A 23,406-nucleotide genomic window follows, 5' to 3' on the forward strand; every position below is an offset into this window, starting at 1 on the left:
AGATAAAAGAAGTTACAATAAGAACATAGAACTTTCCTATGATTTATTGTGCAATGTAAATGTAAAAAAAGCTGCTGCCTTTTGGGCAGCGGCTTTTTTTATGTTAAAGAATCAGCCGGAATTGAAAACCAAATCACAGTAAACATCCCATAACAGCTGTTAATATGCAGTCCGGATTCCGCCCCATAAGACAAAATCAGCCTGGAATTCGTGTTCACCAATCCGATATGCTGATTGCCGGTCTGACTCGTTTCTCTTAAATCCCTTCTTATTAATTCCAGCTTATCAGGCAAAATTCCATTCCCGGTATCATAAATGCTGAAATAGATCCGGCCTTTCTTCGCATGCACAAAAATCCGTATCAGCCCTTTTCCGTTCTTTTCTTTAATCCCATGATAAATCGCATTTTCCACCAGCGGCTGCAAAAGCATCTTTTTCACCGGATAGATGGAGCAGTCCGGCTGGACGCAGAATTCCACCCGGAATTTGTCCGTATACCGGAGCTTCATGATTTCCAGGTATTTCTTCAGATAATTGATTTCGTCCTGGATCTTTACATTTTCCTGTGGATCGCTGAGGGAATAGCGCATGATGGCGGAAAGGTATGAGATCATCTGGCTGCATTTATTTTCCGATCCGGTCAGCTTTACGGATTCCCAATAGATGTTATTTAACGTATTGTGCAGAAAATGCGGGTTGATCTGGTGCTGTAAGGCCTGCATTTTTGACAATTGAAGTTTGGCGGCTTTTTCTGAATCCTGTACTTTCAGGTAATCCTGTTCGATGAACAGATGGATCACATTCATAAGGATATATTCAAACGGGCTGGAGCTTCCTTTTTTGGAAGGTTCCGTCATGGCCGCGGCAGCGTCCGGGGTGCTGAATACATCGATTATTTTGCCCAGATATTTGTAGTCGTGCTGGGTTTTAAAGAATGCGGTGACGCAGGCGGCCAGGATTGAGGCCAGGGTCATGAAGATGTACATGCTGGTTAAGCTTATGGCGGTTTTGTAGATCTTGTCCTTAGGGGTCAGCAGGATATAGGAAAAACCATAGGACCTGGGGGAATGCAGATAAGTTGCCGTGTAGGATTTGTAATCCCGGTTTATGGTTTCGGCGGCGGAATCCCCGGCGGCGGAGGCCATCTGTTCGGAGAGGGACAGCAGGCTGTCTGATGGAATATCATCGGAGGAGGGCCACACGAGCTGTCCGGCGGAGTCGATCAGGAAGAGCTGCTGATCCTCGTATTCCAGCATGGTTTTCAGTTCATTTTTTAATTTGTCGGCGCTGAAGCTGAATATGACCAGGCCGTTTTGAATATCCGTTGTTCTCCGGTACAGCTTTCTGTAAATCAGAAGGCTGGGAGTGCGGTATTCTGTATACAATAGCGGTTCGTCGGAAAGATCCATCCACACGTCCTCTGTTCCGGCATGATTATAGGAGGCCAGAACTTCATCCTCGCTGTCGGGAGGAAAGGAGATCAGTTTGGAACTTAACGGGACGAAAATGCGGCTGTAGTCATTTTTATAATAGACATAGATATTTCTCAAATAGTCGTCCGTATAGATCAGGTTCTGGAAGTTTAAAGAGATATTCTCCACGGATTTAAGGGAATCCAGGGTGAGAGACGGCTCTTCAAACGCATTTTTCAGCTGGAGGGTTACTCTGGGATTGGAGGCGAAAAAGAGATAGGCGTTGTCCACATGGGTATAAAAGGTCTCCATGATGTCGTCAGCCTGATTTAATATCAGGGAAGCCTTTTTCTCGGCTTCCCGGGTGCTTTCATTGGTGGTCCGAAAGATGGTGTACAGGCCGATGATTAAAAGGGGAATCAGCATCAAAAGGCTGTTGACCACCAGGCTGCGGACGAAAAAACGGATGCTTGTGGAATGGTATTTTTTATTCAGATCTTCAAAAAGTACGTTATTTTTCATGATTTCTATATTCCGTGGGGGTGAGGCCCCAGTAGGCCTTAAAGGCTCTTGCAAAATTATTGGGATTCACATAACCGATCATATTGCTGATGTTGTAAATCTTGGTATCCGGGTCCTTTAAGAAAAGGGCGGCCTGTTTCATCCTGGCCTCATTGAGCAGATCGGAAAAGGTTTGGGACGTCTTTTGCTTGATCAGCTGGCTGAGATAGGAGGGATTCAGGTATAAGGATTCCGCCAGGGCCGACAGAGAACCTTCCCTGTAATTCTGACTGCAGTAGTTTAACACCTTTTGAATGATTTCGTCAGAAGAATGGTTCTGGTTTTCGTCCGGATTTACGTTGTATTTTAAGTCCAGCTCCTGTTTGATGGTGCCGAATATCTCTTTCAGTTCAGAAAAATTGGTGGGTTTGAGCACATAATAGCGGACACCGTAACGGATCGCATTCTGCGCGTATTTAAAATTATCGTAGGCGCTGAGAAATACCACCATGGGCTTTGCGCCCTGCAGTTCGGAAACAGCTTTAGCCAGCCCGATTCCATCCATGCCGGGCATGCTGATATCGGTCAGAATCACGTGGACCGTGTTGTCTTTTAAGAAATCCAGGGCTTCCTGCCCGCTGTCTTTTTCCCCGCAAACGTGAAAGCCCTGTTCATTCCATGGGAAACAGGACGCTAAAATATTGCGGGAACTTGCCTCATCGTCTACAATCAGTAGTTCATACATGTCATTTCCTCCCCAAACGGATCATACCAACTCATCAATACGAAAAAATTATATCATGGTGAAGTTTCACAGTCAAACGGATCGCCTCCAAAGCCTGTTTCTCTAAAATAATGATAGCCCCATAAAATAAAGATAGATTGAAATGATAGACGGTCATAACGGGCACAAGGGCGCATAAAAAGCCCGGCGTGATAGAATACAGTCAATGAGCTGCAATTCAACAGGAATGGAAAATGAGCGAAGGAGGAAAGGATCTATGTCACTGTTAAAAGCAAAAACGGCGGGAGGGGCCGTCGTGAGAAGATATCCGAAAAACTGGAAATGGGGGGTACTGTTTATTCTGCCCTGGTTAATTGGATTTTGTGTGCTGCAGGCTTATCCGCTGCTTATGTCCCTGTATTACTCATTTACGGATTTCTCCATATTGTCGGAGGGAAAATGGGTGGGACTGGATAATTACGTCAAACTGTTTACGAAGGATAAGTATTTTGTGAAGTCATTTTTGCTGACATTTAAATATGCGCTTATGTCGGTTCCGATGAAGTTAATTATGGCTTTAATTGTGGCTATGATTTTGAATATGCGTTTAAAAGGGATCAACCTGTTCCGTACCGTTTATTATCTGCCGTCCATTATGGGCGGAAGCGTTGCCATCTCGATTTTGTGGAGATTCATGTTTATGAAGGACGGGATGCTGAATAAGATGCTGGGCGTGCTGCATATTCCTGCAATTGACTGGCTGGGTGATCCTGATATTGCGCTGGTAACAATCAGCCTTCTGGTGATTTGGCAGTTTGGATCATCCATGGTTTTATTCCTGGCAGGGCTTAAAAATGTGCCTACGGAACTGTATGAGGCCGCTTCGGTGGACGGGGCGAATAAATGGGTTCAGTTTTGGAATATTACATTTCCCATGCTGACCCCGGTTGTATTCTTTAACCTGATCATGCAGATCATCCATGCGCTTCAGGAATTTACATCCGCATTTATCATTACCAACGGCGGGCCTAACCATGGAACCTACCTGATGGGCGTGAAAATCTATGAAGATGCATTTAAAAACCTGAAGATGGGATATGCGTCCGCATCCTCATGGGTGATGTTCGTGGCAATTCTTTTGATAACTCTCCTGGTATTCCGCTCATCGAGCGCGTGGGTATTCTATAATGACGGAGGAATGGACTGATGAAAATGAAGAAGAACCATATTACGGCATATGTGATATTAATTTTTGTGGGCATTGTGATGATCTATCCGCTGCTCTGGCTGTTTTTTGCCACATTTAAGGAGAACAAAGAGCTGTTTGGAAAGATGACGCTGCTGCCGGAACATTTTTCTTTTCTGGCCTATAAAGAGGGATGGAAGGGAAGCGGCCAGTTTTCCTACTGGACATTTTATGGAAATACCTTTAAACTGGTGGTTCCAACCGTGTTATTTACCGCCGTATCCACCGGAATTGTGGCCTATGGGTTTGCCAGATTCCGTTTTCCGATGAAAAAGATACTGTTTATGCTGATGATTTCCACCCTGATGCTGCCGGATGCGGTTATCATGATTCCAAGGTATGTGGTGTTCAATAAATTCGGCTGGATTGATACGTATCTGCCGTTCTGGGTTCCGGCGGTGCTGGCCTGTTATCCGTTCCTGATATTTATGCAGATACAGTTTTTAAGGGGAATTCCCAGAGAATTGGATGAGTCGGCCTATATGGACGGATGCAACCCATTTATGGTTTATGTGAAAATACTGGCTCCGCTTATGAAGCCGTCCATCTTTTCCGTTGTCATTTTCCAGACTCTTTGGAGATGGAACGACTACTTCAATAATTTAGTTTACATAAGCAGCGTGAAAAATTATACATTGTCTCTGGCGTTAAAGATGTCCATTGACAGCCAGGGGGCTTCTACCCCGTGGAATCAGATATTGGCGATGTCGTTTATCTCCTTAATTCCGCCGATTCTGCTTTATTTCTTCGCGCAGAAATATTTTGTGGAAGGAATTACGGCCGGGGGTATAAAAGGATAAAACAAAAAGATAAAAAAATGATAGACGGATAAAATGAAGATAGAATCTGAAGATAGGAACCTGTAATCTGAGAAGGGGCTTGAAAATCCATGTCTATGGTAAAATACAATTATAAAATGTTATGCAAAACAAAAAGAAGGTAGGAGGAAGTATTTCATGAAAAAGCAATTGAAAAAGAGCATTTCCCTGTTTATGGCAGCATCTGTAGCGGCAGTAACCCTGATGGGCTGCGGTTCGAAAACGGATAATAAGGCGGCTGATACGACGGCTGCGGCGCAGAGCAGTTCCGGCGCGGAAGCTTCTGATACGGCGGCCGATACAAAAGCGGCTTCAGGAGAGCCGGTAACGCTCCGTTTTTCCTGGTGGGGAAGCGACAGCAGGCATCAGGCTTTGCTGGCAGTAATCGAAGCCTATGAGAAAAAGAACCCCAATGTGAAGGTAGAAGCCGAGTATCAGGGATACGACGGATACTATGAAAAAATTATGACAACTCTTTCCAGTAACACCGCACCTGACGTGATCCAGCTGAGCAAGGAATGGCTGCCGGACATTCAGGGCGCAAAGCATTACCTGGCCGATCTTTCCACTCTTCCTGTGGATCTGACCACATTGAAGGACCGTTTGCTGGAGATTGCAGGCACTTACAACGGAGAGCCTAATGTGTTCCCTTGTACGGTAGGCGGTTCCGTTACCTATGTGAATACGGATTTTGCTAAGACTTATGGAATTGATTTGACTAAGAATTATACATGGGATGAGATCAAAGAGCTGGGAAAATCCATCCATGAGCAGAATGAGGACGCCTATCTGATGACAGCCGATGCGGATATGCTGAACCGTTTATTCGTTCAGCCTTACCTGGCTCAGAAGACCGGAAAACCGTTGGTGGATGAAGAGACTTATGCCATGAACTTTACGGAAGAGGACGCAAAAGAAGCGTTCCAGAACGTGATCGAATTGTATGAAACCAATACGCTGGAACCATTTGGAGAAGCGGCTACTTTTGCCGGACAGGCGGACCAGAATAACAAATGGATCAACGGAAATATCGGCATGATCGTGGACTATACCGGAAGCGCGCCGAAATATATCGCTTCCATCGACAGTCCGTTAGACGTAATTCCCATGCCGGTCATTAAAGACGCACAATGCAGCGGCGTTGCCTACAGCGGAGACAGAGGATTTGCCATCAATGACAATTCCGCAAACAAAGAAGAGGCGGCCAAATTTCTGGACTTCCTCATGAATGATCCGGAAGCCATTGCGCTTTGCAAAACAGATGTGGGATACTGCCCGACCAAGCAGTCCGACGATATCCTGATCGCAGCTGGAGTTGTGAGTGAAATCCAGAAAAAAGGCGTTGAGCTTTCCGAGCCGAATTCTTATACCAACAACATGATCAGCGGCAATACGGAACTGGAAGTGATCCGCAAAGACCTGATCCAGGAAGTTGTTTACGGAGATATCACTCCGGAGGAAGCGGCAAAAGAACTGGTTGAACAGTATCAGGAGATTCTGGACGAGTTAAAAACAAAGTAAGATGTAAACAGGAACCGTAATTGAAGAGGATGTTGTAAATGCGTATGGAATCGCAGACGGAACAAAAGTGTCCGGGCTGTTCTGTAAGGCCATTGTGAAACGGCTGCATATTACATCATCCTCTTTTAAATTTAAAACAGAATGGAGAACGATATGAGGAACAAAGCATATTATCAGGAACTGCTTTTATCTATGGTGGAACCGTTAAAAAGCCGCTACAGCGAAGGCTGTGCCGGCCTCTCGCTGGGGGCCGCCGCCGCCGGATACGGAAACCGGATCGCCGGAATGGAAGGGTTTTCCCGCGTTTTATGGGGAATGGTTTCCTACTGGGCAGGCGGCGGAGAGGATGAAAGCCTTTTGAAGGTGTATCAAAAAGGGCTTTCATCGGGAACCGATCCGATGTCCCCTGAATATTGGGGCGATCTGCACGATAAAGATCAGAGAATGGTGGAAATGGCGGCGATCAGTTACGGAATCCTGATGGTGCCGGAAAAGCTGTGGGAGCCTTTGGGTGAAAAAGAGAAGGGACAGCTGGCGGACTGGCTGTATCAGATCAATCTGTATACCCAGGCGGATAACAACTGGCAGTATTTTAAAGTGATCACCAATCTGGCTTTGAAAAGCGTGGGTAAAAAATGGAGCAGGGAACAGGTAAAAGACGCCATGGACCGGTATGAGTCTTTTTACCTGGGAAACGGATGGTATTCTGACGGACTCAGGCCACAAAAGGATTATTATACGTCTTTTGGCATTCATTTTTACTGTCTGCTGTATGCGAAATTTATGGAAAAGGAAGACCCGGAAACGGCAGAACGTTTTAAAAAGAGAGCCGGGGTATTTGCGAAAACATTCATATATTGGTTCGATGATGAAGGGAAGGCGCTTCCGTTTGGCCGTTCCCTGACCTATCGGTTTGCCCAGGCGGCTTTTTTCAGCGCATGTGCGCTGGCCGGGGTGGAGTGCTTTTCCTGGGGAGTCATTAAGGGAATCATTGAACGCCATATGGATTATTGGATGAAACAGCCTGTTTTTGACAATGGCGGGGTGCTCACGGTAGGGTATACTTATCCCAATCTGCTGATGTCGGAGAGCTATAATGCGACGGGTTCCCCGTACTGGGCGTTTAAAACCTTTGTGTGTTTGGCACTGCCGGATGACCATCCGTTCTGGCTGGCAGAGAGCCGGGAACTTCCGGAACTGGAAAAAGTCCGGGCGGTGGAGGAATGCGATATGCTGCTCTGCCATAGAAAACATGAAGTGACCGCTCTGACTGCCGGGCAATATCCGGTCATGGAACACCCTTGTGCAGCGGAAAAATATGCCAAATTCGCTTATTCCTCTGTGTTCGGATTCTGCGTTTCCCGTTCCTGTCATCAGTTAGAACAGGCGGGAACCGACAGCATGCTGGCTTTTGATGTGCACGGCATGATCTATATCAGAAGAACGTGTGAGGAATATTCCGTGTCGGAGAATCTGGTGTATTCCAGATGGAGCCCGGTGGAGGGAATACAGGTAGAAACGTGGATTACTCCTGTGAAAAATGGGCACAAACGGAGACACAGGATCACCAGCAGCCTGAACTGTACGGCGTATGACTGCGGTTTTTCCTATCCTAACTGTATGGAGGAGACTGAGCGGAAAACGGAACAAAAAAGAGCTGAGGTCTCGGATGAGAACGGGATGAGCCGGGTAGAGAGCAGTCAGGGACAGGGAGTGGTCATAGCCGCTCTGCCCAATTTGAACCTTATTTTCCCCAACGTCTTCATTCCGGCTGTTCAGCTTGATATCGTGCCGGGAACAACGGAACTGGAAACATTGGTGGAAACGGAATTTACAGACCGGGAGATCGTGATCGGAGGTGGAAACTGCTATGCGTTACGGAATTGATGAAGAAACCCGCAGATGGGCGGAAGACGTATGGGAGAAGCTGGAGAAAAAGCTGGAAGCGGAGTGCGCCCGTCTGGGCTCCATGATGCCCTACGTTCCGGTAAACGGCAGATATGAGGATATGGGAAAGAAGGAACTGACAGCCTGGACCAACGGGTTTTACAGCGGAATGCAGTGGCAGATGTACCATGCGACGGGAAACGAATGTTATAAAAATGCCGCCGTTGGGATTGAAGAACGGCTGGACGGGGCATTTGAGGAATACACCAGGCTGGATCATGACTTGGGATTTCTCTGGCTGCATACGGCTGTGGCGGATTACCGCCTTACCGGAAATGAGAAATCCCGGACAAGGGGCCTTCATGCGGCGGGAATCCTGGCAGGGCGTTATAATCCAAATGGAAGGTTTATTAAGGCCTGGAACGGCCCCAGAGAGGGGATTGCGATCGTGGACTGTCTGATGAACCTGCCACTGTTATACTGGGCATCAGAGGAACTCCATGACAGCGCTTACCGGCAGATCGCGGTCAATCATACGGAAATGGCGCTGAACTACATATGCAGGGCGGACGGTTCCTGCAACCATATGGTTGAATTCGACGCGGTTACGGGGGAGTATAAAGGAAATCCGGGAGGACAGGGATATGAAAGCGGTTCTTCCTGGAGCCGGGGGCAGTCCTGGGCCATTTATGGGCTGTCCTTAGGGTATCGGTATACCAAAAATCAGGCTTATCTGGATGCGGCCAAGCGCACGGCCCATTATTTCTGTGCGAATCTGGCGCTCAGTGATTATATACCCCTGATTGATTTCAGAGCTCCGGCCCAGCCGGTTTATTATGACACAACGGCCGGGGTGTGCGGCGCATGCGGCCTTTTGGAGCTTTCCGAACATGTGGGGCCGTTAGAAAAGGAGCTGTATGTGAAGTCGGCTGTCCGCTGCTTAAAGGCGGCTGCGGATCGGTTCTGCCGGTGGGAACCGGAAACGGATTCCATCCTGTCCCATGGATCGGCCCGGTATGACAGGGAATCGGACAGGCAGGTGCCGATTATCTATGGGGATTATTTTCTGACGGAAGGGATTTTGCGGCTTTTGGACAGGGATTTTTTGATCTGGTGATGGGATTAACTGTTTAATCTACTGAGGGACTGACGGCAGAGTTCACCGGGGCTGTGAGCAGCATCGGTTTCTTCAATTGAGAAAACGCTGTAATTGATACGTCTTGTATTCTTTTCTCCAATGTGATAGGCTAAAAGGGTGTATTTACGGAGAAAAGATAAAGAGGCGGTTAGTATGTTAGATGATCAGAGAATAGTTTTATTTGAACAGATGCCGGTGCCGAAGGCGGTTATGAAATTAGCGGTTCCTACGGTTTTAAGTTCCCTTGTTATGGTGCTTTATAATCTGGCGGATACTTATTTTGTGGGAATGCTGAATAATCCGGTGCAGAATGCGGCTGTTACGCTGGCGGCTCCGGTGCTTTTGGCGTTTAATGCGGTCAATAACCTGTTTGGCGTGGGCAGTTCCAGCATGATGAGCCGGGCGCTGGGGCGCAAGGAATATGAGACGGTGCGGCAGAGCTCTGCTTTTGGATTCTATTGCGCGCTTTTTTGCGGAGTATTGCTTTCTGTTTTTTGTATCGTATTCAAACAGCCTCTTTTGGGAGTTTTAGGGGCGGATTCCAATACGATTACAGCTACGGAAGAGTATTTAAAGTGGACGGTTTGTTTTGGAGCGGCTCCGGCTATCCTGAATGTGGTGATGGCTTATATGGTGAGAGCGGAGGGGGCTTCGCTTCATGCCAGCATTGGAACCATGAGCGGATGTCTGCTGAACATTATCATCGATCCCATTTTTATTCTCCCCTGGGGGCTGAATATGGGGGCGGCAGGAGCCGGGCTGGCCACATTTCTGTCCAACTGTTTGGCGTGCGTTTATTTCTTTATCCTGCTGTTTGTGAGAAGGAAAAATACCAACGTATGCATTCTGCCTAAGAAGTTCTCTCTGAAAAAAGTGATCGTTCTGGGCGTGTGCGGTGTCGGCATTCCGGCGGCCATACAGAACCTTTTAAATGTAACGGGCATGACGATTTTAAACAATTTCACCTCTTCCTTCGGCGCCGATGCGGTGGCGGCAATGGGAATATCGCAGAAAATCAATATGGTTCCTATGCAGGTGGCAATGGGATTTTCTCAGGGAATTATGCCCCTTATCAGTTACAGCTACGCAAGCGGGAATCATAAGCGGATGAAGGAAGCGGTTTTCTTTACGATGAAAACGATGCTTCCGCTGCTGGTTTTAATTTCTCTGGTTTATTTCATCGGAGCCGGCGGGCTGATCAGCTCATTTATGAAGAATGAATCGATTATTGCTTATGGCAGCAGGTTCCTCAGAGGATTTTGTCTGGGACTTCCGTTTCTCTGCATGGATTTCATTGCGGTGGGCGTATTCCAAGCCATTGGGATGGGAAGATCGGCGCTTATCTTTGCGATTTTGCGAAAGATTCTGCTGGAAATTCCGGCGCTCTATGTGCTCAATTATCTGTTCCCGCTGTATGGATTATCCTATGCGCAGTTTACGGCGGAACTTGTTTTATCCATTGCGGCGGTTTGTATGCTGACTAGGATCTTTCGGAAGATGCAGAAAAGCGATATGGCCGGGCGATGAACGACGGCGGCTGATATGGAAAATATCATACGAGATAAACGGAAGCAGCGGGGGCTGTCCCAGGAAGAACTGGCAAAAAAATGCGGCGTTTCCCGACAAACGGTTAATGCGATTGAAAATAATAAATACGATCCGACTTTGGCGCTGGCATTTAGTCTGGCAAAGGAATTAGAAACAACAGTTGATGAACTATTTACTGCGGATTAAATTTTATTCACTTATAATAATCCATAGACGGTAAGAGCGGAAAGGCCTCCGGTGCGGCCTTTCCGCTCTTGCTTTATCGTCTCAAAAAAAGAAAAATGGTATAGGCGATTTCGCATTTGGAACACTTATTATCAAAAGATGTAAAAACAAAAGGATTGAATGGAGATAAAAGATGAAAAGAAAGAATCAGTTAGATTTTATGGTATCAGGAGTCCTATTTCTCCTGTTTGCAGTGCTCACAGTAATGGTACGCACAATTGATGTAAAACCAATCGGGCCGGAAGCTTCGTTGGTTGGCTTGGCGTCCGTAAACGGATTCATATCCGGCTTTTTGGGAGTGAATTTGTTCTGGTATCAGATTACGGAATGGCTTGGCGCTGCGGCGGTTATGACGGCTCTTGGATTTGCTTTCCTCGGACTGTATCAGTGGATCAAGAGAAAGAGTATCAGGAAAATCGATGATGATATTATTATTTTGGGAGTATTTTATCTGATTGTGATAGGGTTCTATATCCTTTTTGAAGTGTTTATCGTGAATTACAGACCGGTCATGGGGCCGGAAGGGCTGGAAGCGTCCTATCCTTCCTCTCATACCATGACCGTATTGTTTATTATGGCAACCGCAATGATGCAGTTTCATGACCGATTTAAGACCAATTTGGTAAGAAACGGTGCGGAAACGGCTGCGGCTGTAATGCTGTGCATCGTGGTAATCGGCCGGTTCCTTTCGGGCGTTCATTGGTTTACGGATATTTTAGGCGGCATTTTTTTAGGAGCTGCGCTGGTTATGCTGTATTATTCGGTTACCGAATATAGAAAGACGAAACAGGGGCTTTCCGGCAGACGTTGAAGGATGAACTGTCACGAAAAGGTATGGCAAAATGCAGCCATATCTTTTCTTTTATCCTATTTTCGCTTATAATGAAAAAGAATTTTAGCGTAAATAAAGAAAATTCTGTTTTGTTCAGGCAGAGAAGGAGCGGTAAATCCATGTTAAAAATGATTACAGGATGTGCGGCGGCAGTCCGGAAAGTATATGGAGTGGGCGCCGGTTTATGCCTGGTATTGTTCGTCGGCCTGGCAATAGTCCGGGCGGCCGGGGACTGGAGAATACTCGGCATGGCAGAGGAAATGGTGCTGCTCACACAGACCTATATGATTATGCTGGGAATATCGTTCCTTGTATGGCGCAGCGGGCCGCAGGATAAGGCGCTTATGACAAAAGGGCGGATTCTGTGCAGTTTAGTCCTTCAGATTCTGTTTTTGCTGGCAGCGGCAGCGCTGATTCTAACGTCTGTTGCGATGATGGGACTTGCTCGGAACTACATAACACCGGCTCTCAATATTCCGAAATCAGTCAGCTATTGCGCAGGCTTGGCCGGAGGCGTTGGTATTGCCATTCAAAGTGCGGCAAATCTTGTTTTGCTGTTTCAAAAGGGAGGTGCCGCAGATGGGAAGTTATAACCTGACCGTGTTGGGCGGGCAGTTCTTTGGCGGCATTGAATCTCTTACGCTGGCAAGTGTTTTGATGATTGTCATATGTACCGCTATGGTAGAAGTTTCCGGGGGATTTTCACGGATGCGCCCTCTTTTAAAAGCCGTACTCGGATGCCGGGATGAAAGCCCGATCTGGCGGATCATGGCTCATTGGAACCGGTATGGCATCTCTTTAGCGGTCAGCATTATGCTGTTCGGATTCATTTTCGAACAGGGGATCATGGATCTTATGAATGCTATGCTGATGCCTGTTTCTGTGTTTTTTCTGGCGGCGGCTGTAATCATACGGCTTTGGGAAACGGTCATTCAAACGCGTCAGGGCATGGTGATCCGTAAAACCAGTGGGGCGGAGTGGAAATCCTGTATAAAAGACGGGCTTCCGGTTCTTATTCTGGCTTTATGCGCTGTGTATTTCATACGGAAAAGAGAGTATATTGTTTCTTTTGCCTGTTTTTGTACCCTTTACGGGCTCATTATGGCCGTGTGTTATCTGCCGAGAAATTTAAAAACCTATTGGAATGTGCTGGAGCTGACTCTGGCGCGCATTGCGGTTGTGGGCGCTATATGGGGGATCAACGCCGTTTATACAAGATGCGTGGCTCAGTTTGATCTGATGGACGGAGTTGAGGAAGTGCTGTTTGGGATGGTTTTTCCCCTTCCGCTTGCTGTCGGCGTTCTTTTGCTGTGTGCGATCGCTGTGCTGGCAAGCGCTGTATTCGGCATGGTTCCGGTGATTCTTGTATATGCATTTCCGATGACTCTTGTGGCATACAGCATGGGCGCAGGGGCGGTGTCATCCATGAGCGCCTGTCTGATCAGCGTATGGCTGGGAAATGCCGTTTTTGTGTACCGGATGAGCCGGCGGTCCGGAGAACCGGCGGAGGATGAGGCCGAAAGGGTTTCGGTTCCGGATTGCATACCGGTGCCGGAAGAACCGGCCGGGGGATATCTTGCGGCTGATATTAAGAATTTTCTGGCTCCCAATGAGCAGTATTATATTGGCAGATTTCAAAAGCTTTGCGGGGGAAAGGCGCGTTTTAATTTATGCGCCATGCTTTTAGGGGAAAATTGGTTTGCCTATAAAGGAATGTGGGCAAAAGGCATGTTATTCTGCTTGATTAACAGCGCACTAGGAACCATAGCGGTGCGCCAGTATGAAAAGTGGGAAGCTTACGGAAGGTACGGGGGAATGCCTGTATCCGTGATTTTACCCGGCATCATCGGCTTAGGAGCCGCTATATGGATCGGTATGAACGCCGATGAATTATATTGGAAGCACATTACCAAAAAACTGGATGAGATGAATCATAAAGACAGGGAAGCAAAAGATGACAAAGAATTACGCAGCAGGTTTTTTGAAAATGCTGCCCCTAATATGATCAATATTCTTCTGATGGGGCTGATCCGGCTGACAGCGGTATGGCTTTTTATGGCCGGATTCAGGTAAAGGAAGCCGGAAAAAAGATAAAGGAAATATAGAGTATGAAAGATTTAACAAAAGGCAGTCCGGCTAAAATGATGCTTCAGTTTGCGTTGCCGGTAGCCCTGGGCAATTTATTCCAGCTATTCTACAGCCTTGCCGATACCAGGGTAGTGGGCAGCACGCTGGGAGAAGCCGCTCTTGCTGCTGTGGGAGCCACGACTTCGGTCAGCACGCTGTTTATCGGATTTTTGTCCGGGCTGACCAATGGGTTCGCCCTTTTAATCGCCCGTGAATTTGGAGCGGGGCAGGAAAGAGGAGTGAGGAGATACGCGGCCGGAAGCCTTTTTCTGGGGGCGGTTACCGCCTGTTTCCTGACTGTTGTCTGTATTGGCGGTCTGAACTTCTTTTTAGGGCTTTTAAATGTTCCGGATGATCTGATGGGGGAGGCATCGGCTTATATACGGATTATTTTGGCCGGGCTTATCATGACCATGCTGTATAACGCCTGCGCGGCGATTCTGCGGGCGGTGGGGGATACGGCGGCGCCTCAGATGATCTATTTGGTGACCGGTTCCCATAACCGGATTGTTTTGGATACGGCGTCCATGTATTTGAAAGTGAATACCGTGTTTTATTTTGTGCCGTCGGCCATTTCCGTATTTCGCAACGCATTGCAGGGAATGGGAGACCATACAACGCCGGTTTTGTCCAGTTTCATTGTGGCGGGAAAGGTGGCTGTGGCGGTGATTCTTACTAAAATTCTGAAATACTGGGGAATTATCGCGGCGGAACCGATTGTGTGGGTTTTAATGGTGATCCCGCTGGCGGCGAGGATCAGAAGATTAATGGAGGAGAGAATATGAAAAAGAAGAACATGCCTAAAATTGCGGCGGCAGTCTTAATTTTGCTGATTGCCATAGCAGCCGTATTTTCCGTTGCAAAAACGGTGAAGGCGGACAGTTTAAAAAAAGCATTTGCAGAGCAGATGAGCCTGGGCGAACGGTATCTGCTGGAACAAAATTATGAAGAAGCGGTCATCGCGTTTAGCCTGGCAATCGAGATAGACCCTAAGAATGTGGACAGCTACCTGAAATTATCGGAAGCATATGCAGGAACCGGCAGCTATGAAAATGCAGTCTCAGCACTGGAAAAAGGATATGAGCAGACTCAGGACAGCCGCCTTATGGAGGCAAAAGAGAAATATGAGCGCCTGATAAAACAGATTCCGGCATTGACACGGCTGGCAGAGGTGATGGCTCAGGCAGACAGGGCCTCGGTATGGGAGTATCAGAAGGGAACTGAATATCAGGAGCTGGCGGCGTCGGCGGACGAAGTGATTACATATCCGTTGGGCAATGAACGGTATCTTTTGGTATATCCCTGCGGTCATTGTTATTATGGAACGTTGGAAGACGGCAGGCGTTCAGGGCACGGAATATGGGCCGCCTATGGATATGAAGAAGAGCTTCTCAGCTATTATGACGGAGAATGGAAGGATGATTATCCAAATGGAGCCGGTAAATACTGGACCATGTGTCTGGATGTGCCGGAGGATTTATTCAGCGATGAAGGGACATGGAAGGACGGTCTGGAGGACGGAAGGATTTCCTCTTTATATACTTCAACTTATAGAGGAGAAACGTATCTAAGCCGGTCCTATCATACCTCTAAGGAAGGGATTCCTGATGCGGTTACAGACTTAAAACCTGACAGAATTCCGACGGACAGCGGCAGGGAATTTTACTGCATGTATTCAAATGGTGAGGACAGCGAGTATGCAATAAAAGGGAGAAAATACGGGATTATTCATGCGAAAATGGGCGTGGATGACAATGAAAGCATGATCAGCGGTGCTTCTGAATAATTATAAAACAGGCTGAAAAGGCGGAGTTTAAAAAGAGTAATTGAGTGGAACGAATAAGCAGGGAAGAGGAAGCCGGAGCGGGCAGTTCCTCTTCCTTGTTTTTTGGCAGTCTGTTTTACCATCTGTTATGAATTCCTAAAATTCCACCGTAAAACCGTCATAAGCGGTAAGAAAACCGTATTGGGCCGCATATTCGGCCATCTCATCATAGACTAATTCTCCGTTATGGGAAAAATGGGTGACAACCCGTATGGTGCTGTCATCAATACAGCCAAACGAGGCTAAACGGCTCACCATCTCTTTATCATCTTCAATGCCCATATGGTAGTTTCCGTCCCGGTGTTTTCCCATGGTACAGTCCATGCTGACCAGATCCACATGTCTTCCTTTCAGATAATCCCAGGTGGATTGTGGGAAAAGCCCGGTATCATTGGCATAGAGCAGGGTTTTTCCCTGGAATTCAACGAGATAAACGTAGCAGCGTTCATCTTTTTTATGGTTGGCCAGCAGGGCGGTTATAATGTGGTCCGCCGCTTTAAAGGAAATGAACGGTTCAATCTGATGGAAGGAAGTGGCATCGTAAAGCCGTTTATCCTGTTTTGCGGCCTGTTGGTAGGCTGAGAAAACGGAATCGTTGCCGTAGATATGCAAGGGTCTGCTTAGTCCGTGGGAAAACGGTTCGGCCCGGTTGATCAGTTCTTGGGGATAGAAATGATCGTCGTGAGAATGGGTGACGATCATTTCTTCAATATCGGGAAGGCATAATCCCTGATAGAATTCATGGCAGGCGGTATCGGGAGGAAGATCCACTAAAATCGTATCGTCGATCAGCGCCTGGGAGCGGGTTCTTATGTTGCGTCCGCCTAAAACCCTGGCTTTTTGGCAGGCTGGACATTTACAGAAGGCAGAGGGCCATCCTTCTGCGGCCCCTGTTCCATAATATTTTATTTTCATGTCAGTTATCCTTTCATTTGAAGTTATAGTTTGACTGCGCCGCTTGTCATGCCGCCGATGATATTTTTCTGCATGAAGATATAGAAGATGATGATCGGAAGGCTGGAGAGCACGAAGCAGGTAAAAGTAAGGCCGTAGTCAATATTAAATTCCGACTGGAAATTATATTGGAATATGGTGAGGGTCCAGCTGGAAGGATTGCGGTTTAACATGACTAAGGGCATCATGAAATCGTTCCACATCATAAGACCTTCCCTGATCAGAACGGTTGCCATCATGGGCTTTAAAAGCGGAAAAACCACAGAACGGTAGGATTGAATGGTGGAAGCCCCGTCAATATAAGCGGCTTCTTCCAATTCCGTCGGTATGGAGGCCAGAAATCCTACGTATAAAAATACGCTTTCACATGTTGCATAGGCGATATATAAAACGACTACTCCAAAGGCATTGGTCAGATGAAGCGCGCTCATAAGTTTTACGAGAGGCATCATGCGGACCTGAAACGGGATGAAGATTCCCATAAGAAGAAAGTAATAAATGCCGCGGTAAATCCTGCTGGTTCCCATAGAGCGGGATATCGCGTAGCTCATCATCGGCATGATCAGCATATTTCCGGCAAGGGCTGTTATGGTGATGCCAAATGTATTTCTCAGAGCATAGTAGAATTTGGGATTTCTCAGTATTTCCTTATAACTGTCCAGATACAAGCTTCCGGGAAATGTAAAAAAGCTTTTTGTGCTCTCGGAAGCAGTCTTAAATGTGGTTACCACTGTGATATATAGCGGTGTCATTATAGTCAGCAGGCCCAAAATCAGGAACAGATAGATGGCAAATTTCGCAGTTTTTTTCTGTATCATAATCAATCACACCTTCTTTTTATTTGATATTGCAATCTGTGCGACCGAAATGGCGCAGATGATCAGACCGGTAATAATTGCTTCCGCAATGCTGTAGCTGTAACGGTTTTCCACGAATCCCTGGTTGTAGATCAGCATGGCAATACTTTCCGTTTTGCCGGCCGGACCGCCTTCCGTAAGGCTCTTAATATAGTCAAATACCATGATTCCGCTTTTTAAGACCATGACCAGAACTACGCTCAGTACCGGTACGAGAAATGGAACGGTTATCTTCTTAAACCGGTGCCAGCTGTTGGCGCCGTCAAGGGCGGCGGCTTCATACAAATCGATGGGAATCGTCTGAAGCCCGGCCAAAAACAACACGGTAGGGATGGCCGAACCCTGCCATATATTGACGAATAGGATTCCGTAGATGGCAAGATTGGGGTTGGCCAGTATATTGGTGCTTAAAACTTCAATATGTAAGGATTTTCCGATAACGGGAAGCATGCGGTAGAAAATCTGATTGAAGATAAGCCCTACCGTCATAGCGCTCAATACGGCCGGTAAAAAGTAGAATGCCCGGAATGTGGTGATTCCTTTAATCTTACTGTTGAGCAGAAGGGCCAGAATCAGGCTGAGCCCCACAATGCCGATGATCAGCAGAATGCTGTATTGAAGGTTAAATGTCAGAGACTTAAAAAAACGTTTGTCGGCAAACAGCTTCGCGTAATTTTTAAGACCGATAAAGTCAAAGTGAGGGCTGATGCCGTTCCAGTTGGTCATGCTGTAATAAATTCCCATTCCGATGGGGAGTATAAAAAATACGCTGTATAGAATCAGGCCTGGTATGGTAAAGCAGGCAAATGTAATGCTCTTTTCTTTTGGCCGTTTCCTAATATGCGGCCCGGATTGGTATGCCATAATGATTCCTCCTGCAGAATTTTTGATAAAGAAAGCGGTGTGCACAGATGTGCGCACCGCCGTAACAATTATTCTTCGTTATATTTTGCTGTGATAGCTTCCCCACAGGATTCTAAGAAGGTATCGATATCACCGTCCATTAAAAGCTGCTGGGCCGGAGTGCGCATATCTTCTCTTAAACCGCTTGGCCAGATGGCATTCGGGGATTCGAACATGTCGCCCGCATCCATTTTTTCTGTAATTGCCTTGAATTCAGGAACGTTGTAATTCACGCCTTTTACCATATTTGGGGAACCTTCGTTGTCGGCATAGATCTGTCCTGCTTCCGTGGTGGAGAGGAAGCGGAGGAAATCGAGGGCTTCTTCCGGATGTTTACAGCTGGTAAATACGGCGAAGTTGGTATCGATGCTGATCGGCACTTTTTTGTTTACGCCGGCCGGATCCGGATAAGGAATCATGGCGATATTCATATCGGGATTGCTGGACTTCATGCTGACTAAACCGGAAGTTACGAAGACATACATGGCGCCTTTTCCATTGACAAAATCGGCAATGGCGGACTGATGGTCCACTCCTAAGGAATCGGGAGCTCCGTATTTTTTCATGTCCAGAATTCCTTTGGCATAGGTTTTTAATGTTTCGGAATCGGCGGCAGACATCTCTCCGGCCGCAATCTTTCTGAACTCCGTATCGCTGTCGTTATTGATAATTCCTACCATACGCTCCATACGCTGACCGATCATATAAGTTTCCTTATCTTCATTGATAAAAGGTGTGATTCCGGCCGCCTGAAGCTTTTCGCAGGCACTCATCAGCTCATCATAGGTGGCAGGCAGTTCAATGTTGTTCTGGTCAAACATATCTTTGTTGGCGTAAATACCCCAAGAGCTGAGGGCGATGGGGAGACGGTAAAGCTTTCCGTCGTATTTTGCCATCTCGATTGCTGTAGGATTGATATTATCTAAGAAATCCTGTCCTGTGATATCCGTTAAAAGCCCGTCTTCAAACAGCTGGTCATAAGTGGCGCTGGTGGAAAAGCTGACGATATCCGGCATATCGTTGGAAGCGATTCTGGTCAGAAGAACGGTTTTTGCATCCGGTACGGAAGTCTGTGTGATCTCCACATTGGGATGTTCCTTTTCGTATGCCTCGATAATCAGATCCATGGCTTTGATGGCCTCTGTTTCTGATTTGTGTGAATAGTATTCCAATTTGATTTTTTCACCTGAAGCGGCTGTTTGTGTGTCTGATTTCCCGGCTGTCTCTCCCTGTGCGCCCTGGCTTTGGGCCGGTGCGGCGCTTTTTCCCGAGCAGGCTGTCATGGAAGCTGCCAGAGCTGCTGCAGCGATCAGAGCGGTTATCTTTTTTAATTTCATAATCATTACCCTCCTGTGTTTCTTGCGTTTGTTTTTGTTAACCTCTGTTAGTACTATAACAAAATTGGGACTTGCTGTGAATTGCCGCAGTTCAGATTTGTTGTCATGATGTAAGATGATGGAAAAAATATTTTTTTGCTTATGTCCGTTGACGAAAGCCTTAATTCCCTTTATTCTTGAAGGTATGAGGGGGAAATTACATGAAAAAATTCTCTGTACTCAGAACGGTTTCTATCAAAACCAGGCTGAGGTGTCTTTATTTTGTCATAACGGTTCTGCTGGCAATATGGTGCAGTTATATGATGTTCAACTATGTGAAAGATTCCCAGGATCAGGCCGTTTCTTTGAATTCCCGCATAATGAATGAATATGCGGAAGATATCAACAGCGCGTTTACGGCGCTTGATTCCGTAACAAAATTTCCGGTTCTTAGAAGCCCGGAACCAACTTATCTTTATAAATATCTCTCTTCAGAAGAGCATAGTGACGCGGAAATCCTGGCATATTATGCCGATACGGAAAGCAATTTTACAAAAATGCTGATGCTGTACCCCAATCTGGACGTCATCGCCGTTTATGATAGAAATGGAGCCGGACTGAAGCGGAGCCAAAGCGTGTCGGCGACGACTGTGGTTCAGGGGGATATGAATCTGCCATGGGTAAGGGATACTTTGGAGCAGATGGGATCGGTTACCATGCGTCCGGCCGCCAACCTGAGAGATATGGGATTGGAGCCGCCGGATAACGGGCTTTGCGCCGCAAGGGCGATTATGCGCGTAGAACACAGGGCGCCGGTAGGGCTGGTTATTGCCAGCATAAGCCTGGAGTCCAGCCGGCAGTATTTTGAGAGCAACCGTTCTTATCAGGAACAGACCATGGGATTATTCAGCCCGGATGGGGACCTGATTCAGGGAAATGTGGATGAATCTGTATACAGCGCCGTTAACAGTAAGCTGGAACTCTCTGGAAGCAGGGATATTATTGACCGGAACCACATTACCGTTAAAAGACATGGGCAGAGGTATATCTATAATTATGCACGGTTTCCCAATGGATATCTGGCGGTGCTTGAAACGCCATACGGACCGATTATCCGCGCCGCCCTGCTGTATCAGGCTCTGCCGTTACTCGTTCTGCTGGTATTTTTTCTGGGAATTATGCTGCTGATGAACCGGATGATTCTCAGCATCACCGAACCTCTGAGCCGGATGGAAAAGGCGTGCCAAACCATACAAAGCGGTGACTTTTCCTGCATCGTGGAGGATAACAGCCGTGATGAACTGGGGGATTTCACCCATTCTTTCAACACGATGGCGAAGGAAATCGACTGTCTGATTCATGAAGTCTATGAGAAACAGACCATTCAGGCTCAAACGGAGCTTCAGATGCTCAGAGCCCAGATCAACCCGCATTTTGTATATAATACATTGGAAACCATACGGGCTTCTGCAAAACGACACGAGGAAGAGGATTTAAGCCAGATGGCCTATCTTCTGGCAAAGATTCTCCGGTATGGTGTGACGTCGGGAAGCGATTATGTGACCGTGGAACAGGAGATGAATCATCTGAATGATTATACGAGCCTTCAAAAGCTTCATTACCGGAACCGGGTCAGTTTTCATGTCTATATTGAACCGAAACTCTATTCCTGCCGTATGATCCGCCTGGTTTTACAGCCTATCGTGGAAAATGCGCTGTACCATGGAATTCAGTCCATTGAAGGGGAGGGGATTATCGAGGTGATCGGCAGCCGGTCCGGAGACAACATTGTGTTCCGCATTACCGATAATGGAAAGGGCATTGAACCGGAGACTTTGGAACGGCTGAATGACTATCTGTATGGAAAAAACGAGGATTTTAAAAGCATTGGGATTAAAAATGTAAACAGGAGAATTGGATTGTCTTACGGAGACGGATATGGAATCAAAATTCAGTCTGTACCGGGGAATGGGACGATGGTGACGGTTGTGATACCGCTGATTCCTGAAAGTGGGGGGAAATAACATGCTGCATATTCTTGTGGTGGATGATGAAGAAAATATCAGATTTGAAGTGATAAACTATATAAGGGAAATTCTGGGTGAGGAAGTGCGCCTGTCGGAAGCAGAGAACGGAATTGAGGCCGTAGGGACGATTTGCTCTGAGCCGGTCGATCTGGTTTTGTCGGATGTGAAGATGCCTCTCTGTACCGGCGTGGAGATGCTGGGAAAACTGAAAGATCTGCAGTACCGGGGGCTGGTTGTCATGATCAGCGGTTTTGATGATTATGACCTGGTGCGCCGTGCCATGAGAATGGGGGCCGTGGACTATCTGCTGAAACCTCTGGTTCTGGAAGAGTTTGCCGAGGTTTTGAAATCCTGTGTAAAGAAAATCAAGCTCAGAAATGTGATGCACGGATTTGAGCCTTCCATTCTGGAAAATGTGGAAAAAAGATTTTTTATGCAGCAAAAAAGTGTTAATCAGCTTTTGAGCGGAGCCGGCAGAGATACGGTTCCCTTACAGGAATATGCTCTGGATGAAGGCCAGCTGTTTTGGCTGGCCACGCTGGATGTATTTCAGAATAACCTGGGCAGAGAGGAAGACAGGCAGCTTTTGTTTGTCCAATTGGAGGATACTTTCGCACATATGGCGGAATTGGATAAATGGATGGTGATACAAGGAGAATATAAAGGCTTTTGGGCTGTAATCCTGTTTTCAAAATATCAGAGCTGTCCTCCTGTGGATGAGATCAGAAGATATTTCAACATAAACAGAATTAAATACGGGTTCTGCGAAAATCCTGTACCCATACAGGATCTGCCGTCACAGCATATTAAATGTATTCAGGAGCTGGACCGGTTCTTTTATGATATGCCGGGAACCGGGATGGGAATCGATGGTTTAAAAGAGCCGTTTCCCTATGAAAAGACGATGGAGCAGCTGTCCGACAGTTTCTGTGAGTATGATTTGAAAGCGTTTTCCGGAATTTTGGGGAGGATGTTTTTGCAGGCCGGAAGGGACCTGGTTCCGGTTCGGGATTTTAAGCAGCAGCTGATGAATCTGGTGTATTCCATCATGGGAAAGAGCAATTCTTTTATCCAGACGGTGAGCGAGTATAAATTTACGGAATACGATGTTATGCTGACCATTCGAAACGTTACCTCCGCCGGCCAGCTTTATAAGGATATGATTCAAATTATGGATTTGTATTTAACTCAAATCGTGGAGAAATTAAGCGGGCATGATGATTTTACCATACAAAAGGCGAAAAAATACATTGAAGAGAATTACAATTCCGATGTCTCCCTTCAATCCGCCGCCAGTTATCTGGGCTTTCATCCCAATTATTTCAGCACTCTGTTTAAGAACAGAACGGGATCAACCTTCAGCCAGTACATTCAGAACCTGAGGATTGAAAAAGCTTGTGAACTGATTCATTCTACCAATCTGAATCTGTATGAGATCGGAGAGCGGGTAGGATACAGCGATAATGCAAATTTCTGCCGGGCTTTTAAAAAGGTGAAAGGGGTGTCTCCTTCAAAGTATAAGAACAGCCAGGATATCAGCTGAGA

20 protein-coding genes are annotated in these 23,406 nt (G+C 46.8%); 14 read left to right on the top strand and 6 right to left on the bottom strand.

What is annotated here, in order from left to right:
* Window positions 1–98: 98 nt before the first annotated feature.
* Window positions 99–1,934: a sensor histidine kinase gene (locus tag C0033_RS11845; RefSeq protein WP_103228086.1), complete on the bottom strand. Its 1,836-nt coding sequence runs from the start codon at window positions 1,932–1,934 to the stop codon at window positions 99–101.
* On the bottom strand, window positions 1,924–2,658 hold the full coding sequence (locus tag C0033_RS11850; protein ID WP_103228087.1) for a response regulator: 735 nt from the start codon (window positions 2,656–2,658) through the stop codon (window positions 1,924–1,926). The genes C0033_RS11845 and C0033_RS11850 overlap by 11 nt, the downstream gene beginning before the upstream one ends.
* A 256-nt stretch (window positions 2,659–2,914) precedes the next feature.
* Here C0033_RS11850 and C0033_RS11855 point away from each other — a divergent pair, with 256 nt between their 5' ends.
* From C0033_RS11855 to C0033_RS11910, 12 genes are all read left to right on the top strand, one after another.
* Complete coding sequence (locus tag C0033_RS11855; protein WP_103228088.1) at window positions 2,915–3,844, top strand: sugar ABC transporter permease; 930 nt, start codon at window positions 2,915–2,917, stop codon at window positions 3,842–3,844.
* On the top strand, window positions 3,844–4,683 hold the full coding sequence (locus C0033_RS11860) for a carbohydrate ABC transporter permease (protein ID WP_180994692.1): 840 nt from the start codon (window positions 3,844–3,846) through the stop codon (window positions 4,681–4,683). The genes C0033_RS11855 and C0033_RS11860 overlap by 1 nt, the downstream gene beginning before the upstream one ends.
* Window positions 4,684–4,839: 156 nt before the next feature.
* Complete coding sequence (locus C0033_RS11865) at window positions 4,840–6,222, top strand: ABC transporter substrate-binding protein (RefSeq protein ID WP_103228090.1); 1,383 nt, start codon at window positions 4,840–4,842, stop codon at window positions 6,220–6,222.
* Window positions 6,223–6,375: 153 nt separating this feature from the next.
* Window positions 6,376–8,109, top strand: coding sequence for a DUF2264 domain-containing protein (locus C0033_RS11870; protein WP_180994693.1), 1,734 nt, complete (start codon window positions 6,376–6,378; stop codon window positions 8,107–8,109).
* Window positions 8,093–9,226: a glycoside hydrolase family 88 protein gene (locus C0033_RS11875; protein WP_103228092.1), complete on the top strand. Its 1,134-nt coding sequence runs from the start codon at window positions 8,093–8,095 to the stop codon at window positions 9,224–9,226. The genes C0033_RS11870 and C0033_RS11875 overlap by 17 nt, the downstream gene beginning before the upstream one ends.
* 174 nt (window positions 9,227–9,400) lie before the next feature.
* Window positions 9,401–10,774, top strand: coding sequence for an MATE family efflux transporter (locus C0033_RS11880; RefSeq protein ID WP_103228093.1), 1,374 nt, complete (start codon window positions 9,401–9,403; stop codon window positions 10,772–10,774).
* Between the two features lie 15 nt (window positions 10,775–10,789).
* Complete coding sequence (locus C0033_RS11885) at window positions 10,790–10,981, top strand: helix-turn-helix transcriptional regulator (protein WP_103228094.1); 192 nt, start codon at window positions 10,790–10,792, stop codon at window positions 10,979–10,981.
* A gap of 172 nt (window positions 10,982–11,153) precedes the next feature.
* Window positions 11,154–11,831, top strand: a complete 678-nt coding sequence (locus C0033_RS11890; protein ID WP_103228095.1) for a phosphatase PAP2 family protein — start codon at window positions 11,154–11,156, stop codon at window positions 11,829–11,831.
* A gap of 140 nt (window positions 11,832–11,971) precedes the next feature.
* Window positions 11,972–12,445 (top strand): hypothetical protein, encoded by a 474-nt coding sequence (locus C0033_RS11895; protein ID WP_146043760.1) that lies wholly within the window; start codon window positions 11,972–11,974, stop codon window positions 12,443–12,445.
* Entirely contained in the window at window positions 12,432–13,925 is a 1,494-nt protein-coding gene (locus tag C0033_RS11900; RefSeq protein ID WP_103228097.1) for a DUF2628 domain-containing protein, read from the top strand. The genes C0033_RS11895 and C0033_RS11900 overlap by 14 nt, the downstream gene beginning before the upstream one ends.
* 35 nt (window positions 13,926–13,960) lie before the next feature.
* Window positions 13,961–14,764: an MATE family efflux transporter gene (locus C0033_RS11905; RefSeq protein ID WP_103228098.1), complete on the top strand. Its 804-nt coding sequence runs from the start codon at window positions 13,961–13,963 to the stop codon at window positions 14,762–14,764.
* On the top strand, window positions 14,761–15,765 hold the full coding sequence (locus C0033_RS11910) for a tetratricopeptide repeat protein (protein WP_103228099.1): 1,005 nt from the start codon (window positions 14,761–14,763) through the stop codon (window positions 15,763–15,765). The genes C0033_RS11905 and C0033_RS11910 overlap by 4 nt, the downstream gene beginning before the upstream one ends.
* A gap of 135 nt (window positions 15,766–15,900) precedes the next feature.
* Here the strand turns inward: C0033_RS11910 and C0033_RS11915 are convergent, their stop codons facing one another.
* From C0033_RS11915 to C0033_RS11930, 4 genes are all read right to left on the bottom strand, one after another.
* Entirely contained in the window at window positions 15,901–16,719 is an 819-nt protein-coding gene (locus C0033_RS11915) for an MBL fold metallo-hydrolase (RefSeq protein ID WP_103228100.1), read from the bottom strand.
* A 23-nt stretch (window positions 16,720–16,742) separates the two neighbouring features.
* Window positions 16,743–17,576, bottom strand: coding sequence for a carbohydrate ABC transporter permease (locus C0033_RS11920; RefSeq protein ID WP_103228134.1), 834 nt, complete (start codon window positions 17,574–17,576; stop codon window positions 16,743–16,745).
* Window positions 17,577–17,582: 6 nt separating this feature from the next.
* Window positions 17,583–18,479: a sugar ABC transporter permease gene (locus C0033_RS11925; protein ID WP_103228101.1), complete on the bottom strand. Its 897-nt coding sequence runs from the start codon at window positions 18,477–18,479 to the stop codon at window positions 17,583–17,585.
* Between the two features lie 68 nt (window positions 18,480–18,547).
* A complete protein-coding gene (locus tag C0033_RS11930) occupies window positions 18,548–19,855 on the bottom strand; it encodes an extracellular solute-binding protein (protein ID WP_180994694.1) in 1,308 nt (435 codons plus the stop codon).
* Window positions 19,856–20,055: 200 nt separating this feature from the next.
* Between C0033_RS11930 and C0033_RS11935 the strand changes: the two genes are divergently transcribed.
* Together C0033_RS11935 and C0033_RS11940 are read left to right on the top strand one after the other, a co-directional pair.
* A complete protein-coding gene (locus C0033_RS11935; protein ID WP_103228103.1) occupies window positions 20,056–21,858 on the top strand; it encodes a sensor histidine kinase in 1,803 nt (600 codons plus the stop codon).
* A 1-nt stretch (window position 21,859) separates the two neighbouring features.
* The gene (locus C0033_RS11940) at window positions 21,860–23,404 is read left to right on the top strand and encodes a helix-turn-helix domain-containing protein (RefSeq protein WP_103228104.1); all 1,545 of its coding nucleotides are present in this window, start codon (window positions 21,860–21,862) and stop codon (window positions 23,402–23,404) included.
* Window positions 23,405–23,406 lie beyond the last annotated feature (2 nt).

The organism is Clostridium sp. chh4-2, from assembly GCF_002899675.1.
Classification (GTDB): Bacteria; Bacillota; Clostridia; order Lachnospirales; family Lachnospiraceae; genus CHH4-2.

Coding starts and splice junctions, on each gene's coding strand:
- C0033_RS11940 (WP_103228104.1), top strand. CDS start 21,860: ATGCTGCATATTCTTGTGGTGGATGATGAAGAAAATATCAGATTTGAA.
- C0033_RS11920 (WP_103228134.1), bottom strand. CDS start 17,576: ATGATACAGAAAAAAACTGCGAAATTTGCCATCTATCTGTTCCTGATT.
- C0033_RS11860 (WP_180994692.1), top strand. CDS start 3,844: ATGAAAATGAAGAAGAACCATATTACGGCATATGTGATATTAATTTTT.
- C0033_RS11870 (WP_180994693.1), top strand. CDS start 6,376: ATGAGGAACAAAGCATATTATCAGGAACTGCTTTTATCTATGGTGGAA.
- C0033_RS11850 (WP_103228087.1), bottom strand. CDS start 2,658: ATGTATGAACTACTGATTGTAGACGATGAGGCAAGTTCCCGCAATATT.
- C0033_RS11900 (WP_103228097.1), top strand. CDS start 12,432: ATGGGAAGTTATAACCTGACCGTGTTGGGCGGGCAGTTCTTTGGCGGC.
- C0033_RS11845 (WP_103228086.1), bottom strand. CDS start 1,934: ATGAAAAATAACGTACTTTTTGAAGATCTGAATAAAAAATACCATTCC.
- C0033_RS11895 (WP_146043760.1), top strand. CDS start 11,972: ATGTTAAAAATGATTACAGGATGTGCGGCGGCAGTCCGGAAAGTATAT.
- C0033_RS11915 (WP_103228100.1), bottom strand. CDS start 16,719: ATGAAAATAAAATATTATGGAACAGGGGCCGCAGAAGGATGGCCCTCT.
- C0033_RS11905 (WP_103228098.1), top strand. CDS start 13,961: ATGAAAGATTTAACAAAAGGCAGTCCGGCTAAAATGATGCTTCAGTTT.
- C0033_RS11885 (WP_103228094.1), top strand. CDS start 10,790: ATGGAAAATATCATACGAGATAAACGGAAGCAGCGGGGGCTGTCCCAG.
- C0033_RS11865 (WP_103228090.1), top strand. CDS start 4,840: ATGAAAAAGCAATTGAAAAAGAGCATTTCCCTGTTTATGGCAGCATCT.
- C0033_RS11930 (WP_180994694.1), bottom strand. CDS start 19,855: ATGAAATTAAAAAAGATAACCGCTCTGATCGCTGCAGCAGCTCTGGCA.
- C0033_RS11855 (WP_103228088.1), top strand. CDS start 2,915: ATGTCACTGTTAAAAGCAAAAACGGCGGGAGGGGCCGTCGTGAGAAGA.
- C0033_RS11875 (WP_103228092.1), top strand. CDS start 8,093: ATGCGTTACGGAATTGATGAAGAAACCCGCAGATGGGCGGAAGACGTA.
- C0033_RS11890 (WP_103228095.1), top strand. CDS start 11,154: ATGAAAAGAAAGAATCAGTTAGATTTTATGGTATCAGGAGTCCTATTT.
- C0033_RS11925 (WP_103228101.1), bottom strand. CDS start 18,479: ATGGCATACCAATCCGGGCCGCATATTAGGAAACGGCCAAAAGAAAAG.
- C0033_RS11910 (WP_103228099.1), top strand. CDS start 14,761: ATGAAAAAGAAGAACATGCCTAAAATTGCGGCGGCAGTCTTAATTTTG.
- C0033_RS11880 (WP_103228093.1), top strand. CDS start 9,401: ATGTTAGATGATCAGAGAATAGTTTTATTTGAACAGATGCCGGTGCCG.
- C0033_RS11935 (WP_103228103.1), top strand. CDS start 20,056: ATGAAAAAATTCTCTGTACTCAGAACGGTTTCTATCAAAACCAGGCTG.